The sequence below is a fragment of the Microvirga sp. GN3 genome, assembly GCF_055792825.1.
Map to the genome: position 1 here is coordinate 42,669 of NZ_JBVVAK010000047.1, position 15,170 is coordinate 57,838.

Sequence of the window (15,170 nt, forward strand, 5' to 3'; positions counted from 1 at the left end):
GATTTAGCCGCTCCGGCTCTTGTGCAGAGCTTTCGCAACCTTCAATGCGGGTGAGATCCAGCCTCTAGTACGGCGAATGTCACCGTCTGCCCGGTAAAGACGTGGTGTTCGGGGCTGGCCAACTCAAGTTTCACCTTGTGCTGGCCCGGCGGTAATCCCACCACCACGATTGTATTGGTCCCACTTCCGATGTCTGCCCAGCGCCAAGGCGCATCGTCAACCGTGACGTGGAGATGCCCGACCCGTGGAGAGACGTTGCTGGCAGCCGCTCCGAACACCGGCAGGATGCGGAAGTTCTCCGTCCGGTACGGGATGAGAACAGCGCCTCGGGCCAGTGGTCCAGGAAGCGGAGGATCTACGATCAGCTTGGGTGCCGGCTCGTCCTTGATGGGGAAGAACGGCGGGGGATTACTGACCTCCCCGACGCCCTGGGCGAGGGCGCTCGTGGTGAGAACGGCAGCCGCCGCGGCTGCAGCGAGCGTTTTGATGAGCATGGTCAATGCAGTCTCCTTAAATTTGTTAGAGAAATTCTTGTTCTTCATAGTAGTGTCAGTCACCTTCGATCATCGATTTGCTATGGTGAGTCTGGCCCGCGCTCGTATCTCAATTGTGTTCAGATAGACGCAAACTGTATCACCATGTAGGAGTCAGGCGGCTTCATCTCATACGGCAAACGGCGCTGAGCAGAGATGCAGCGCCACGCTCGCAGACTACATGCGCAACCTCCCGCATTTAGTCCGGTTTGCTCACGGTACAGAGTGCTCCGACGCTTGAGAGCGACATCGGCTTTCAACTCTGGCGGGTTGGAACAGAAAGGGGATGCTTTAGTACGCCCCTGCGTCCCACAGGAGTGCGAACACATGGGGATACAAATCAGCAATCGTTCGAAACATCATGGATACAAGTGCCATCTTCAATGGATCCGAACGATACAAGGATATTCACATGAAGACGACTCGAATTATTGCAGCAGCGGTGCTGTTCGTTGGAGGCGGGTTGACGCTGCAGTTGGCGCAGGCACAGCAGTCAGGAAATCAGATGGCGCGACCTCCAGGCATCGGTCGCACCGAGATCCTGCGGCACGATCTCGGTCAGTCCGGACGCGAGGTCATCCAGGTGCGCGTCGACATCGCCCCGGGAGCGGCGTTCGGCATGCACACGCATCCGGGCGAAGAGGTCGCCTATGTCCTTGAGGGCGCGCTGGAGTATCAGCTCGAGGACAAGCCGCCAATCACGCTCAAGGCCGGCGACTCCCTGTTTATTCCGGCCGGAACGCCCCACGCGGCGAGGAATGTCGGCAGCAGCCATGCAGCAGAGCTCGCCACATACTTAGTCGAGAAAGAAAAGCCGCTCGTGGTCGTCAAGTGAGCGATACGATCCTCGTCTAGCCAGAGCATTGATTTGCTGAGAGAGGGCTGGGGGCGAATGCCTTTCGTCGCCCGCGAAACGTCGCTTCCCTTCAAGCGGCGAGTAACTCGAACTGCTCCGGAAGCGGTAGGTTCGAATGGAACGTATACTTTGCCTGTCCTTTATGCAGCATGTAGATCATTTCAACCCCACCCAAGATGGCCGATAGCGTCCCACCGACTTTACCCGAGCATAGGTCAAACTCGGTGCTTGATGGCGCGGTGGTCCTGCTCGATCCGATTGTTCAAGTAGTGACTCTGCTGGATCCGGATCCGCCTCTGCTTATGTCTCGATCTGTCCTGGAGCCGGTCTGCCGTATCCAGGACGGGATCGCTTCGTAATTGGTCCGGCTGCCGTCCGCGTGTCAGGCGCGATCGACGTCCGCCACCGCCTGAGCGAAAGCCTGCGGTGCTTCCTGCGGCAGATTGTGGCCAACCCCGCCGGTGATCAGCCGATGTTCGTATTTGCCAGAGAATTTCTTGGCATAAACAGCCGGGTCCGGATGGGGTGCGCCATTGGCATCCCCTTCGAGGGTTATCGTCGGGATGTTGATCACCGGAAATTGAGCGAGCCGCATTTCCAGATGATCGTATTGGCGCTCACCGTCGGCTAGCCCGAGCCGCCAGCGGTAATTGTGGATCGCGATCGCGACATGATCTGGGTTCTCGAATGCCGCGGCGCTGCGATTGAACGTGACCTCGTCGAAGTTCCACTTCGGTGAGGCAAGCTCCCAGATCAGCTTGGCGAAGTCGCGCCGGTACATTTCGTATCCGGCGCGGCCGCGTTCCGTCACGAAGTAGTACTGATACCACCATTGCAGCTCAGCCTTGGGCGGCAAGGGCATCTTGTTGGCTTCGATACTGCCGATCAGATAGCCGCTCACCGAGACCATGGCCCTGCACCGGTCCGGCCAGAGAGCCGCCAGGATGTTGGCGGTTCGTGCACCCCAGTCGCAGCCCGCGATGATGGCTTTCTCGATCCTAAGGGCATCCATCAGGGCGATGATATCGACGGCGAGTGCCGATTGTTGGCCGTTCCTGGGTGTGCCGTCCGACAGAAAGCGTGTGGTGCCGTACCCACGCAAATAGGGAACGATTACCCGATAACCCGCGCTGGCGAGTAGCGGCGCCACATCCACATAAGTATGGATGTCGTAGGGCCAGCCGTGCAGAAGGATTACTGGAGCGCCATCGACCGGGCCGACTTCCGCATAACCGACATTCAGGACGCCTGCGTCGATCTGCTTGAGCATGGAGAACGACGTATTCGTGCCCGGCGTGACCACTGGAGGGCGGGACGGCACCGGGTTGCCTGATTGAGCTCGCGCGCGCCCCAAAAATCCGAGTTTGGTAGCCGCGATGGTCAATGCTCCCGCACCCACAACGTACCGCCGCAGATGATTGATTTCCTCTGTCATCGATTTCCCTCCCGCTGAGTGAACCTGAGCGACAGAAACTGACGTCAATGTGTCTCCACTGTGTTCCCGCAGCGGGAGTTTTGAACAATCATGTACTAACGATCCGGTTAGATACACCGAGATACAGATATGATCCTTCCGGATTCGCTTGTCCGAGCATATCGAAGGACGGACAAGTTTCATTGTCGCCATTGGCGATACAGGAGTTTTTGTAAGATTTTGTATCAGGTCCCCTGAAAACGACGCTGGCTTACATTTCTGGTCGATCTGAAAACATGCCGGATACTTGGACCGGACACTTATCGGCTCCGCTGAAGACACGACCATCAGCGTCACAAAGGAGCCTACACCATGGCGAAAATTGAGAAGGTGCTCTATACAGGTAAGACCCGCACGTCCGGCGGCCGCGACGGTGCATCTCGCAGCGACGACGGCCGTCTTGATGTCAAGCTGTCCCATTTCGGGAGTACGGGGAGCGGTACCAATCCGGAGCAGCTCTTTGCAGCTGGGTGGTCGGCCTGCTTTCTCAGCGCGATTGGCATCGCGGCCGGCAAGCGGAAGATCGCTCTTCCCGAGGACCACGCGGTCTATGCAGAGGTCGACGTCGGACACACGGGTGACGCCTATTTCCTCCAGGCTCGTCTCAACGTGAGTCTGCCGGGCATCGATGCTGCAACGGCGCAGGTGCTCGTCGATGAAGCGCACCAGACGTGCCCTTATTCCAAGGCCACGCGCGGGAACATCGACGTTGCGATCGCGCTTGTCTAGGTGATGTCGCCTCTGGGGTCCGCCAAGAGCTGGCCCCGGAGGTAGTGTCCCGCCGCTGAGTAGCATCACTTCACCCTGAATGAATCGGACTGAGTGACGGCAGGCTGCGGCGCTGATACGTGAAAGGTTGGCCCGGCCTTTGGCCACGTTGGAGGCTTGAGCGGAAATCCGCCGAGCTGCCCGTTGTGCTGATCGGAGCGACACCACACATGGTGACGGCAAGCTGAGAAAGCCACCGATGCAGGCTGCGCGAGCGCCGCACGCATCGGTGGCTTTCTTATTTTATCTATCAGCAGAGCCGTGAGATGACTGATCCGGTTGCCCGGTCCGCTCTCAGATCAATCAGAAATGTAAAAAGGCTGTTTCCAGCGCATCGAGTACATAACCCTGCAGAAACTCCCGGCTCGTTGATGCAGCATCAATAGTGAGCAGATTCCAGGGAGGTGCGGTCCGTCTTTTCGGCCACAACATTGTACCGGCTGGCGGGCTTCGTGCGCGAGAGCTTGCCGGCCATCGCCTGGCGGGTCGCGTCGTAGGCGTCCCACTCGGACTTGTCCTCAAGCGAGGGGATGGTGACGGTCTCACCCTGGTCCAGACCGGCCAGCGCGGCGTCGACCAAGTCCTGCGCCGACATGACGATTTCTGCTGGGAGATTGTTCACCGGCAGCCCGGCGATGTCCCAGAACTCCGTCGCGGTGGCGCCAGGCAGGACTGCCTGGATCCGTACGCCCTTCTCAGCCAGTTCGTGCTGGAGGGACTGGCTGAAGGCCAGCACGAAGGCCTTGGTGCCGCCATAGACACCATTCAGCGTTTCCGGCGAGATGGCGACGATCGAGGCGATGTTGATGATCGTGCCGCTGCCACGCGCCGCAAAGGTTGGGGTGGCCGCGTAGGTCAGGCGGGTCAGCGCCAGGACGTTCAGTTGGATCATCCGGTCCATCGCGTCAACATCGGAGGCCAACAGCGGAGCCGCCCCGCCGATGCCGGCATTGTTCACGAGCATCGAGATCGTGCCGTTTGTCCGCAGGACCGTCTCAACCCGAGCAAGATCCGCACTGTCATTCAGGTCGGCGGGCAGGATCTCGACCGAACGGCCGGTCTCGTCGCGCAGCCGGGCCGCAAGCGCCTCGAGGCGGCTCTGGTTGCGCGCCACGAGGATCAGATCGTAGCCGCGCCGGGCCAGGCGATCGGCATAGATGGCGCCGATGCCCGTCGAGGCGCCTGTAATGACGGCAACTTTTCTGTCGATGCTCATGGTAGAGGTCCTTCGTCCTTGCTGAGGGTGGTACCGCCCGTCGGGCCACCTAACATTGGTGGAGACAGAATTAGCCTCGTCCGATGCGGGTGCGAATAGACGCTGATCGGGAGACACTCTTTCATTGCGCGATAGAATGCGGGCAGGTGAGGGCGTTTGACTGCGAATTGTTGTTGGCGGGCTATCTCGTGGACCGTCGACCGATCCCGCATCATAACACCTCAATTGGGCGGGCATTAAGCTCGGCCATAACCGGGCATTCCGTGGTGGAGAGCAGAGTAGTCTGTCGCCAACTACCATTTATGGCGGCGTGGCGGGGAATGCAGGAATCCTGACTTATCTCAGCGGCAAGAAGGCTGTCGCGTGATTATCCGGTGTCGCGGCTCGCCGTCGCGAAGTGATTGCGGAGCCGAGGGAGAGCAAGGTCGACGAACGCGCGTACTTTCGGCACCGAGAGACGTCCCTGTGGCGCAATCAGATGCACAGGAAAAGGCGGTGGCTCATGGTCCTTGAGAACGATCTCTAATGCCCCTTCGCGCACCTGTTGCGGGATGTGATAAGAGAGCACGCGCGTCACACCTCGGCCGTTAACGGCAGCGACTATGGCTCCCCGGATACTGTTGACGATGAGCCGCGGTGTAAAATGCACCGTGCGGGGAGCAGATGATCCGTCTGGCGGCGGAAAGCTCCAGGAGTCGATTCCAAGGTCTGCAAATGTGATGATCTGATGCTTGGCAAGGTCCGCCGGCTCCGTGATGCGGGGATTCTGCGCGAGGTAGCGCGGCGACGCCGTTACGACCCGGCGCACCTCGCCGACCCGGGTTGCCACCAAGCTCGAGTCGGCAAGGTGCCCGATGCGCAGGGCAACATCGATTCCCTCGTCGATGACGTTCACGAACCGATCCAGCAGGTACAGACGCACCGACACCGCCAGGTACGCATCCAGGAAGGCATCGAGGATCGGGCCCAACACAGTCTCACCGGCAAAGACCGGGGCGGTCACGGTCAGCGTGCCGCGCGGCGCCGAGCGCTCCCCGGCCGCCATGATGTCGGCTTCCTCGAGATCGATGAGCACGCGCCGGCAGGCGGCCGCGTAGCGTTCCCCCGCTTCGCTGAGCTTGATCGATCGCGTCGTCCGGTGCAGGAGTTCGGCGCCGACATGCTCCTCCAGGAAGGCGATGGCCCGGCTGACGGCGGCCGGCGAGCGGCGAAGCTTGCGACTGGCGCCAGCAAGGCTGCCCTCATCAAGGGCCGTGACGAAGACTTTCATGGCATCGAGGCGGTCCACGTCTTCGTCCTCCCCTTATTCTTCCGGCCGGAGGAGTAATGGCCGCCAAATCATAGCTATTCACTCGCATGGCGGCAATTCCTATGCTCCTGTTTGCAGAAGCTCGGCCGTGCGGCAGAACCAGCCTTGGGTTGGATCGCCATGGCTAACTTCAATATGATTAGGTCCCATGCCAGCGATCCTTGCTGTATCCGCAGGGACCGGGCCTGCAAGGTATTCACGGGTATCGTCATTTGCTTCGTGCCTATTGACGTCTAGTCAGCGACTGTCTCGATGTTGCGGGAGTTGCCGAGCCTTGCGAAAATCGCGGATGGTGATTGTTCTCTGAAGATCTGCATTGCCGTTTCACGCCCAAAGATTGGTGCTTCGTGAAGAGCTCATTCAGCGGATGCGGGTGTCGACCGCTCATCGCTCCAGCCATACAGATAAAAGGGCCCGGATTGCTCCGGGCCCTTTTGTTTATTGAGGTCTCCTGGATGGGGCCGACGCTCAATGCTCGCAATGCTAAGCAGCAGAGCTGCGGCGCGGCAGCTTCCAGCCAGGGCGGACGAAGTGGCAGGTGTAGCCGCCCGGATAGCGCTCGAGATAATCCTGATGTTCCGGCTCCGCCTCCCAGAAGTCGCCCGCGGGAGCGACCTCGGTCACGACCTTGCCCGGCCACAGGCCTGAGGCATCCACATCGGCGATCGTGTCCTCGGCCACCTGACGCTGCTCGTCCGAGGTGTAGAAGATCGCCGAACGGTAGCTCAGACCGAGGTCATTCCCCTGCCGGTTCTTCGTGCTCGGGTCATGAATCTGAAAGAAGAATTCCAGCAGGTCGCGGAAGCTCGTTTTCTCGGGATCGAAGATGATCTCGATGGCCTCGGCGTGCGTGCCATGGTTGCGGTAGGTTGCGTTCGCCACGTCTCCACCGGAGTACCCGACGCGGGTGGAGACGACACCGGGGAGGCGGCGGATGAGATCCTGCATGCCCCAGAAGCATCCTCCGGCCAAGATGGCTCGCTCAGCCACACCAGTCATAGGCTTTCTCCTTTCTCTGCAAAAAGCTTGCGAAACTCGCCATAACCCTCGCTCTTTATATCATTGTAATGAATAGACCGCAGCGAAGCTGAGTTGATGCCATCGCGCAGTCTCACTAACCTCAGGCGGGCCATCGGCATACACCTGTCCCGGATTGCTGCTGTCGGGGGCTGTCATGGTATTCGTCAGCCAGGGTCCGTCGTCCATTGGACCCGACAGATTGGCCCGGGTGCAGAGACAGTCGACCAGATGATCCCAGTCACGCAGGACGTAAAAGGCACCTTCGCCGGTGTCGGCGGTTAGGATGCGCGTACGGCTTCCGTGCAGTAACCGTGGCATGTGGGTCGCTTTAGCTCGCAAGACCGAGAACAGCTCCGCGCTCGATTCAACGATATCGAAAGCGCCAGAGATTAGCGTTGCAGAATTCATTGGATCATCTGCCGCCCTTGGCACCTTGATTACCGGCTCACCGTTGACGTGACGACGGCTTGGTTGCTCAGCCAAATCCAGGCATAAGTGCGGTCACCCTCGCTCTTGATGTACACGTAGCCGGTCTGATGCCATGGTAGGACGGCATCTCGCTTGTTGTCGAGGATGAAGTCACCTTGGTCGGTCCGGACCGCCATGACGGCATGGCCTGCGCCCAGCTCATCGAGTACCACAACCATGCGAAGGGCCCGCCGCGGCAATCCCGCCTCGACCGGTAGCCGCCGCTTGAGGATCTGATAGTCCTCACAATCCCCATAGCCATCGTCCGGGTAGTCCCAACGGTCAATCACACCCCAGTGGTTGATGTCTTCCTGCGGCGACACGGCGGTGTTGACTTGCTTGTTGATCGTGATGATCAAATTCCACACACGCCCATCAAGCTCGATTGTGGCAGGCTCGGAGGGATTGATCATACACTCGCCCGGGCTCCGTTCGCAGAACTCTCTCCAGGCATCTGTTGGCTGAGCGCTCCCGTCCGCTGTCGGAATCCAGACTGCATTGAGCTGATGGAACTCGCCTGCACTGGCACGTGGGACACCGACGAGCGCGAAAAACAGAAGGAGGCTGATCGCAACCGTCCGCAGGAACCACGCCAAGTTTCCACGGGAGGCGGTGTCGGTCTTGGCGACAGGGTAACACGCGCACGTCCGTTTAGTTATCCAGGGCATATTGGCCCTCCTGGTCGATCCGGGTCAGGCAGGACGCCCTGCCAGTTCCAAAATAGACACAGATCTGTATCTATTAGAGATAAAATATACCGATCTGTATCTAATGGGAAGGCGTCACGAAGAGCAGAATTGCCGATCCGCCTTTGCGAAAATGCAGGCCTTACCTTAAAATCGCTTGCTTCTGAGGTGGCTGTGATGAGATAAAGATACAGATCTGTTACGTATTCTGAGAGTCCGATGCGTCGTTCAGAGATCAGAGATCACCTGCTCGAGACTGCACTCCGGCTTTTCAACCAGCACGGTTACCACGCCGCGGGTATCGACCTGATCATCGCAGAAGCGGGGATCGCCAAGACGACGCTGTACCGACACTTCGAAACCAAGGAGGATCTGATCCTGGCTGCTCTGGAGCGTCGTGACGAGCAGGAGCGCGACGCCATGCGGGCCTTTGTCTAGCAGCGTGCGACGGATCCGGTCGAGCGTCTGTTCGCGACATTCGATTTCCTCGAAACCTGGTTCCGTGACGAGCGATTCCGCGGCTGCATTTTCGTGAGCGCCGCAGGGGAGCATAAGGACACCGGCAATCCCGTGTTCCGTGCAGCCGTACTGCACAAACGCCTGGCGCTGGCGTATTTTGAGGAGCTCGCCCATGCGGCGCGGTTTGCCGAGCCGAAGCGAATTGCGGCCGAGATAAATCTGCTGCACGAGGGCGCGACCGCCGTTGCACAGATGACCCGCAGCATCGAGCCTGCCCGGCAGGCCAAACGCATAGCAATCCAGTTGCTTGCGGGAGAGGGGCCGTCCGCCGAGCAAGCTGCGCCTGTATCGTCAGACCGGAGAGGGAATCCCAGTCGGTGAGCACAGATGTCCTGAGGTTCGTCTGTGATCAGACCATGGGATCCGGCTCCAGTCTGCCGCCAGAGGCAGCCGCTCCGGTTTGAGCAAGGAGGTCAAATTCTCCGCTCGGCCTTGGGCGCGACCTGGTGGCGAACCTCGCCGTTCTCGACATGGCCGCGGATCTGGACTGCACCGGGCCGTGCTTTGGCCCGCGGTGCGGTTCTGCACGAGCCCGCGCGAATTCCCGAGCTAACGGGCTGATGTCGGCGCCGTGTATCTGGTTGCGGGCAGCCGAATCCGATCTTGGGTCTGGCGCAGCGCCTCGAAGGCTTCCTTGTTGGCGCGACCTGCCGCAATGGCATGCTCCCAGCGGCCATCCCGCTGCATGGCCTCAACCTCCAGCCGGACACGATCGCGATCCGTGCTGCCGCCCATTTCCGCCCGGGCCATGCTTGGAAGAACAAGAAGGGACAGGATCATAAGGAGCTCTATCGACATGTTTCTCTCCATGGCACCGGCGCATAGCTGATGCTTGAGGGATGTTGCAATCGCGCTCGCCGATCGAGATTGAGACGATCTCGCGGCTTGGGTTCCTCGGCCCCTCCGCGCGTAGCCATCCCGCGAGCGGATTTGCATGCAGCACCTTCGATACTTCTCGGTCTCGTTCACCGAGTCGGGGATCTATACGGCGGTATCGATTTCGTAGCGGGAGATGCCGATGTCATCCAGTTCGCGATCGGAGAGATGGACAGCTCTCGAATGGACGCGCGAAACCGCCAGTAGGCACGGATCCTGGAAAGAAGAAAAGCGATGAAAAGAGGAATCCTCGATTTGAAGACGAAGCAATGGCGTCTCGTGACGGCGGCGATCCTGCCACCGGGCTGGGCTACAAAACAGGTCTAAGATTGAGTGAAAGAACTGCACCATTGATCACTCGATCGGATCAGCATACCCGACCCTATTCCCGACCGGGGGACCCTCGCGCCATGGCAGGTTAGGTGTGTGAGCGACTTGTTGAAATAGGGGCGTTGTTGGATTCAAATGGAGTTCAAGTCTTGCCTTGAGACGCCGCCCTTAGCGCATCGTGCGGACCCGAAAGGCCACGCTAGTGAAAAGTGGACCCGGTTTTCGCTGACGCGGACCTCCGGATCCGCGTCCAACGATGCGCTCTTCGAGGAGTGGAGCATCGGACCCAAAAGTGAAATCCACTTTTGGGTCCGATGCTCTAGGGTGCCGAGAGCAGAATGTCCATGTAGAGCTCGGACGGATCGGGCTCGGGATCGTGCGTGGCGAACTCGGCCGCCTCGTTGACGATCTCGCGCACCTTGCTGTCGATGGCCTTCAGCTCGTCCTCCGACAGCTTCCATGTCTCCAGCAGACGACGGCGCACCTGCTCGATCGGATCGTACTCTTCGCGCATGCGAGTCACTTCGTCCTTCGTGCGATACTTCGCCGGATCGGACATGGAGTGGCCGCGGTAGCGGTAAGTCTGCATCTCGAGGATATACGGGCCCTTGCCGGAGCGGGCGTGCTCGATGGCGCGGCGACCAGCGGCGTAGACCGCGCGAACGTCCATGCCGTCCACCTGCTCACCCGGAATGCCGAAGGACAGACCACGCTTCGAGAAATCGGTCTGCGCGGAAGCGCGCGTGACGGCCGTGCCCATGGCATAGCGGTTGTTCTCGATCACATAGACAACCGGCAGCTTCCAGAGCGCTGCCATGTTGAAGCTCTCGTAGACCTGGCCCTGGTTGGCAGCGCCGTCACCGAAATAGGTCAGGCAGACATTGCCGTTGTCGCGATAATGGTTGGCGAACGCGATGCCGGTGCCGAGCGACACCTGGGCGCCGACGATGCCGTGGCCGCCATAGAAATGCTTCTCCTTGGAGAACATGTGCATGGAGCCGCCCTTGCCCTTCGACAGACCGCCGCGGCGTCCCGTCAATTCGGCCATGACACCCTTCGCATCCATGCCGCAGGCGAGCATGTGACCGTGATCGCGATAACCGGTGATCACCTGGTCGCCATCTTTCGTCGCCATCTGCATGCCGACGACGACAGCCTCCTGGCCGATGTAGAGGTGACAGAAACCACCGATCAGGCCCATGCCGTACATCTGGCCGGACTTCTCCTCGAAGCGCCGGATCAGAAGCATATCGCGGTACGCGTGTAACTCCTGATCCCTGTTCAATTTCGGTGCCATGACGTTCTCCGAACGTTCGGTGTCAATTCAGCATCATTGGATTGAGGCCATCCGACAGGGTGGATAGTCGACTTACTCCGCTGCGAGAATTGATTGATGTTCACGTTGGTGCGATGCAATCCGCTCAAGCATCATTGGACGAAAGTGACGGATGAGCCCTTGCACGGGCCAGGCGGCGGCATCTCCAAACGCGCAAATCGTATGGCCTTCCATCTGCCGCGTGACCTGTTCCAGCAAGTCGATCTCGTTCGGATCGGCACGGCCTTCGACCATCCGGTACATGACCCTCGTCATCCACCCTGTTCCTTCCCGGCAGGGGGTGCACTGGCCGCAGCTTTCGTGCTTGAAGAACGCGCATAGGCGAGCGATGGCAGCAATCAGGTCCGTCGACTTATCCATGACGATGATCGCGGCGGTGCCGAGACCGCTTTTGACGCTGCGGAGGCTGTCGAAGTCCATCAGCAATGTATCGCATATGCTCTTCGGCACGAGCGGCATCGAACCACCTCCCGGAATGACCGCGAGAAGGTTGTCCCACCCTCCGCGGACTCCACCCGCATAGGTGTCGATCAGTTCGCGCAACGGGATACTCATGGCTTCCTCGACATTGCACGGCCTGTTCACATGGCCGGAAATCGAAAATATCTTGGTGCCTGCGTTGTTCGGTCGGCCAAATCCCGCAAACCACGCGCCTCCCCGTCGCAAGATCGTCGGCACGACTGCAATGGTCTCGACGTTGTTCACCGTCGTCGGACAGCCGTACAGACCGACCCCCGCTGGAAATGGCGGCTTCATCCGGGGCATCGCCTTTTTCCCCTCGAGGCTCTCGAGCAGGCCCGTCTCTTCCCCGGCGATGTAGGCGCCTGCACCACGATGAAGGTAAAGATCGAAGTCCCACCCGGATCCACAGGCGTTTCGCCCGATCAAACCGGCACGGTAGGCCTCGTCAATGGCGTGCTGCAGATGAGCGGCTTCCTCAATAAACTCGCCTCGAATATAAATGTAACAAGTATGCGCGCCGATGGCGAACGATGCGAGCAGGCAGCCCTCTATCAGTTTGTGAGGATCATTGCGCAGGATTTCACGGTCCTTACAGGTTCCAGGTTCGGACTCGTCGGCATTGACGACAAGATAGCTGGGCAGATGATCGGATGGCTTCGGCATGAAGGACCATTTCAGTCCCGTTGCAAATCCCGCGCCGCCCCGTCCGCGAAGCCCTGACTCCTTGATCTCATTGACAATCCAGTCCCGTCCCTGCGAAAGCAGAAGTGGTGTCCCATCCCAGTCTCCGCGCAACTGTGCACTGGCGAGCCGCCAATCGTGAAACCCATAGAGGTTGGTGAAAATCCGGTCCCGGTCGCTGAGCATGACCAGTTCTCCTCTTGTCGTCCGAACTCATCATGAAGACGCAGCAAACGTGCTAGTGCGATGACACCCCCGATCAACTAAGGGATTGCACCGCTATCGGCCCATACCGTGCCGAGTTCCTCAATCAGAACGCGTGCATTCTCTCTAGTCGACTGGCTCCGAGACGAGGTGAGTGCCGCCTGCATTGATGCCGGCCACTCTTGGGCGTGAGATCCTCCAAGGCTGCTACACACCACCCTTTGGTGCCATAGGCGTCGGCATACTTGAAACCGGATTGCGAAGGTCAGTCTCCAGTCTGCAAACTGGTCTGCCGCCTCTTTCCAGTGGATCATGTCGCATGCCGGGTCTCCAGGATCGGGACGACCAAATTCAGCTTGAGAAGCGCCATTTCCAACTTCTGTGAGCTTATCATCAAGCCGCCATCGCCACAAACCGTAGGCATGTGGTGCAACAAGAACGTTGCACCAGTGCCATCATGGCGTCGTCCGATTGAGGACCATCGCTTTTCATATTCTTCTCCGGTGCCACGCGAAGGCATATTCCCTGCTCAAGCTTCCCGGTCGCGCAGGCGGCCGGACAGCCGAAATCCTTCACTCGATATCCGTGCGCTCGGGCGGAACTCACGCGGCTGCGGCGGAGGCTGCGGCGAGCGGCGGCACGCGGAAGCTGATTGCCAGGCGGTTGTAGGCGTTCATCAGGCCGATGGCGATCGTCAGGTCGGCCAGCTCCTTCTCGCTGAACGCCGCGCGGGCCGCGGCATAGGCCGCCTCCGGCACCTGCGTGTCGCTGACCCGGGTGACCGTCTCGGCCCATTGCAGCGCCGCCTTTTCGCGGTCGCTGAACAGAGCTCCGGCCTCGTCCCAGGCCGGGACGAGCACGAGCTTGTCGACCGGCAGGCCCGCCTGGAGCAGGTCGCGGCTGTGCATGTCGATGCAATAGGCGCAGCCATTGAGCTGCGAGATGCGCAGATACACCAGTTCGATCAGGGCGGCCGGCAAGCCGCTCTGGGCGACATAGCCATAGACGGCGCCGAGGGCCTTCATGCCGCCCGGGGCGGCGGCGGCATAGTTCATCCGCTGGGTCATCGTGCCGATCCCTGCTGGCGGTCCGGGATGACCAGGAAATGGTCCTGGCGGTCGATGATGAAGACGGCGAGCAGCTGGGCCGGGTCGTGGGCGCTGGCGTTCTCGCTCACCCGGTGGTGCGCGCCCGGATCCTCGTACCAGCCCTCGCCGGCCCGGTAGACCTTGGCGGGCTCGTCATTGACCTGGCTGCGGATGGCGCCGGAGAGCACATGCGCATAGATGAAGGCGGAGTTGGAGTGGTAATGGGCCGGCGACTTGCCGCCCGGGGTGTAGGTCACCTCGAGGGCGATCAGGCGCTTGCCCGGGATGTGCGGGATGGCGCGCTCGAAGACCGGCCTCACCGTCTCGCCGAAGGTCGGCGCGTCAGCGGTCTGCGACACCGCAGCCGCCGTGCTGTGCTCGGGCCCGTGGGCGGACGCGGTCGTGCTCGCGAGGGCGAGGGTGATGGCAGCGGCGCCGATGAAGCTCGTTCGTGGGATCATCCGCATGGTCTTGTCCTCAGGGTGGGATCAGGCATGCGGCGATCTTGCCGCCGCCATGGGCGACAAAACAGGCCCAAGAACAAACCAAACGACTGTACCATCCGTTGCGGTCTTAAAGTCCATGCAAGGGAATGAACGATCCGGCTCGTCGCCCGCTGGATGACACCACTGCGTTCCTCGGTCCGGCACATAACATAGGGCTTGCGCCATGACCCGATCTTCCGATGCCATCGTCGTCGGCACCGGATAGGGAGGACCTTCGCTCGCCGGATGCCTGATGGCAGCGGGCATGAGAGGCGCCATCATCGAGCGCGATTGCCTCATCATCACCGTCGAGTCGGGTGATCGGTGCCTGATCGAACGCCTGGACGGCTTCAATCATTCTGACCTTCACTCGTCTGGGCACGATCACGCAATTCTTCGACAAGGACCCGTATGTTCTCCGAGTAATCCACCGGCACGGCGACAAGATGAATGCCTCCGCTAGCAAAGGCGGCCTCCAGCGTCGGCGCGAGATCATCGGGGCCTTCCACCCGGCTGCCCTTGACGCCATAGGCCTTGGCGTAGGTCACGAAGTCGGGATTGCCGAAGGTCAGGCCAAAGTCAGAATACCCGTCCACGGCCTGCTTCCAGCGGATCATCCCATAGGCGTTGTCCTGCAGGATCAGCGCCACCAGGTTGAGTTTAAGACGCGCCGCCGTTTCCAGCTCCTGGGAGTTCATCATGAACCCACCGTCGCCACAGACCGCGAGAACGCGGCGTTCGGGGTAGAGCAGGGCCGCCATCATGGCCGAGGGCAGGCCGGCACCCATGGTGGCGAGCGCATTGTCGAGCAGAAGCGTGTTGGCGACACGGGTGCGATAGTTGCGGGCGAACCAGATCT

General features: G+C 60.3%; 16 protein-coding genes and 2 pseudogenes. 3 read left to right on the top strand and 15 right to left on the bottom strand.

The genetic code is table 11. The annotated features are described in order from the left end of the window. Positions 1–41: 41 nt before the first annotated feature. Positions 42–494, bottom strand: coding sequence for a DUF6130 family protein (locus ACS5Q1_RS21865; RefSeq protein WP_473100149.1), 453 nt, complete (start codon positions 492–494; stop codon positions 42–44). A gap of 451 nt (positions 495–945) precedes the next feature. On the opposite strand from ACS5Q1_RS21865, the gene ACS5Q1_RS21870 reads away from it, so the two are divergent. Beyond that, the gene (locus ACS5Q1_RS21870; protein WP_473100150.1) at positions 946–1,368 is read left to right on the top strand and encodes a cupin domain-containing protein; all 423 of its coding nucleotides are present in this window, start codon (positions 946–948) and stop codon (positions 1,366–1,368) included. A gap of 91 nt (positions 1,369–1,459) precedes the next feature. On the opposite strand, the pseudogene ACS5Q1_RS21875 reads toward ACS5Q1_RS21870, so the two are convergent. Together ACS5Q1_RS21875 and ACS5Q1_RS21880 are read right to left on the bottom strand one after the other, a co-directional pair. Next, positions 1,460–1,765: pseudogene (locus tag ACS5Q1_RS21875) on the bottom strand (DDE-type integrase/transposase/recombinase); the annotation flags it as partial. 6 nt (positions 1,766–1,771) lie between these two features. Beyond that, positions 1,772–2,824: an alpha/beta fold hydrolase gene (locus ACS5Q1_RS21880; RefSeq protein WP_473100151.1), complete on the bottom strand. Its 1,053-nt coding sequence runs from the start codon at positions 2,822–2,824 to the stop codon at positions 1,772–1,774. 351 nt (positions 2,825–3,175) lie between these two features. Between ACS5Q1_RS21880 and ACS5Q1_RS21885 the strand changes: the two genes are divergently transcribed. Further along, positions 3,176–3,592 carry an organic hydroperoxide resistance protein gene (locus ACS5Q1_RS21885; RefSeq protein ID WP_473100152.1) on the top strand — a complete coding sequence of 139 codons (417 nt, stop codon included), beginning with the start codon at positions 3,176–3,178 and terminating at the stop codon, positions 3,590–3,592. A 418-nt stretch (positions 3,593–4,010) separates the two neighbouring features. Here the strand turns inward: ACS5Q1_RS21885 and ACS5Q1_RS21890 are convergent, their stop codons facing one another. The 5 genes from ACS5Q1_RS21890 to ACS5Q1_RS21910 form a co-directional block, all read right to left on the bottom strand. Then, positions 4,011–4,847: an SDR family NAD(P)-dependent oxidoreductase gene (locus tag ACS5Q1_RS21890; RefSeq protein ID WP_473100153.1), complete on the bottom strand. Its 837-nt coding sequence runs from the start codon at positions 4,845–4,847 to the stop codon at positions 4,011–4,013. A gap of 367 nt (positions 4,848–5,214) precedes the next feature. Then, on the bottom strand, positions 5,215–6,135 hold the full coding sequence (locus tag ACS5Q1_RS21895; RefSeq protein ID WP_473100154.1) for a LysR family transcriptional regulator: 921 nt from the start codon (positions 6,133–6,135) through the stop codon (positions 5,215–5,217). A gap of 504 nt (positions 6,136–6,639) precedes the next feature. Continuing rightward, on the bottom strand, positions 6,640–7,155 hold the full coding sequence (msrA, locus tag ACS5Q1_RS21900; RefSeq protein ID WP_473100155.1) for a peptide-methionine (S)-S-oxide reductase MsrA: 516 nt from the start codon (positions 7,153–7,155) through the stop codon (positions 6,640–6,642). 60 nt (positions 7,156–7,215) lie between these two features. Beyond that, positions 7,216–7,494 (bottom strand): hypothetical protein, encoded by a 279-nt coding sequence (locus ACS5Q1_RS21905; protein ID WP_473100156.1) that lies wholly within the window; start codon positions 7,492–7,494, stop codon positions 7,216–7,218. 119 nt (positions 7,495–7,613) lie between these two features. Further along, complete coding sequence (locus ACS5Q1_RS21910) at positions 7,614–8,312, bottom strand: transglutaminase-like cysteine peptidase (protein WP_473100157.1); 699 nt, start codon at positions 8,310–8,312, stop codon at positions 7,614–7,616. A gap of 237 nt (positions 8,313–8,549) precedes the next feature. On the opposite strand from ACS5Q1_RS21910, the pseudogene ACS5Q1_RS21915 reads away from it, so the two are divergent. Then, a pseudogene (locus ACS5Q1_RS21915) lies at positions 8,550–9,170 on the top strand (TetR/AcrR family transcriptional regulator). Between the two features lie 228 nt (positions 9,171–9,398). Here the strand turns inward: ACS5Q1_RS21915 and ACS5Q1_RS21920 are convergent. The 7 genes from ACS5Q1_RS21920 to ACS5Q1_RS21950 form a co-directional block, all read right to left on the bottom strand. Then, positions 9,399–9,647, bottom strand: a complete 249-nt coding sequence (locus ACS5Q1_RS21920) for a hypothetical protein (protein ID WP_473100158.1) — start codon at positions 9,645–9,647, stop codon at positions 9,399–9,401. Positions 9,648–9,830: 183 nt separating this feature from the next. Next, positions 9,831–9,995 carry a YjiS-like domain-containing protein gene (locus ACS5Q1_RS21925; protein WP_473100169.1) on the bottom strand — a complete coding sequence of 55 codons (165 nt, stop codon included), beginning with the start codon at positions 9,993–9,995 and terminating at the stop codon, positions 9,831–9,833. 379 nt (positions 9,996–10,374) lie between these two features. Next, a complete protein-coding gene (pdhA, locus tag ACS5Q1_RS21930) occupies positions 10,375–11,352 on the bottom strand; it encodes a pyruvate dehydrogenase (acetyl-transferring) E1 component subunit alpha (protein ID WP_473100159.1) in 978 nt (325 codons plus the stop codon). A gap of 72 nt (positions 11,353–11,424) precedes the next feature. Continuing rightward, the gene (gene nuoF, locus ACS5Q1_RS21935; protein WP_473100160.1) at positions 11,425–12,720 is read right to left on the bottom strand and encodes an NADH-quinone oxidoreductase subunit NuoF; all 1,296 of its coding nucleotides are present in this window, start codon (positions 12,718–12,720) and stop codon (positions 11,425–11,427) included. 620 nt (positions 12,721–13,340) lie between these two features. Beyond that, complete coding sequence (locus ACS5Q1_RS21940; protein WP_473100161.1) at positions 13,341–13,805, bottom strand: carboxymuconolactone decarboxylase family protein; 465 nt, start codon at positions 13,803–13,805, stop codon at positions 13,341–13,343. After that, positions 13,802–14,293, bottom strand: a complete 492-nt coding sequence (locus ACS5Q1_RS21945; RefSeq protein ID WP_473100162.1) for a cupin domain-containing protein — start codon at positions 14,291–14,293, stop codon at positions 13,802–13,804. Before ACS5Q1_RS21945 ends, ACS5Q1_RS21940 begins: the two co-directional genes overlap by 4 nt. Positions 14,294–14,661: 368 nt before the next feature. Further along, positions 14,662–15,170 (bottom strand): thiamine pyrophosphate-dependent enzyme (locus ACS5Q1_RS21950; protein ID WP_473100163.1); only part of this gene is annotated, 509 nt, incomplete at its 5' end.

Coding starts and splice junctions, on each gene's coding strand:
- ACS5Q1_RS21865 (WP_473100149.1), bottom strand. CDS start 494: ATGCTCATCAAAACGCTCGCTGCAGCCGCGGCGGCTGCCGTTCTCACC.
- ACS5Q1_RS21870 (WP_473100150.1), top strand. CDS start 946: ATGAAGACGACTCGAATTATTGCAGCAGCGGTGCTGTTCGTTGGAGGC.
- ACS5Q1_RS21880 (WP_473100151.1), bottom strand. CDS start 2,824: ATGACAGAGGAAATCAATCATCTGCGGCGGTACGTTGTGGGTGCGGGA.
- ACS5Q1_RS21885 (WP_473100152.1), top strand. CDS start 3,176: ATGGCGAAAATTGAGAAGGTGCTCTATACAGGTAAGACCCGCACGTCC.
- ACS5Q1_RS21890 (WP_473100153.1), bottom strand. CDS start 4,847: ATGAGCATCGACAGAAAAGTTGCCGTCATTACAGGCGCCTCGACGGGC.
- msrA (WP_473100155.1), bottom strand. CDS start 7,155: ATGACTGGTGTGGCTGAGCGAGCCATCTTGGCCGGAGGATGCTTCTGG.
- ACS5Q1_RS21905 (WP_473100156.1), bottom strand. CDS start 7,494: ATGCCACGGTTACTGCACGGAAGCCGTACGCGCATCCTAACCGCCGAC.
- ACS5Q1_RS21910 (WP_473100157.1), bottom strand. CDS start 8,312: ATGCCCTGGATAACTAAACGGACGTGCGCGTGTTACCCTGTCGCCAAG.
- ACS5Q1_RS21920 (WP_473100158.1), bottom strand. CDS start 9,647: ATGTCGATAGAGCTCCTTATGATCCTGTCCCTTCTTGTTCTTCCAAGC.
- pdhA (WP_473100159.1), bottom strand. CDS start 11,352: ATGGCACCGAAATTGAACAGGGATCAGGAGTTACACGCGTACCGCGAT.
- nuoF (WP_473100160.1), bottom strand. CDS start 12,720: ATGCTCAGCGACCGGGACCGGATTTTCACCAACCTCTATGGGTTTCAC.
- ACS5Q1_RS21940 (WP_473100161.1), bottom strand. CDS start 13,805: ATGACCCAGCGGATGAACTATGCCGCCGCCGCCCCGGGCGGCATGAAG.
- ACS5Q1_RS21945 (WP_473100162.1), bottom strand. CDS start 14,293: ATGCGGATGATCCCACGAACGAGCTTCATCGGCGCCGCTGCCATCACC.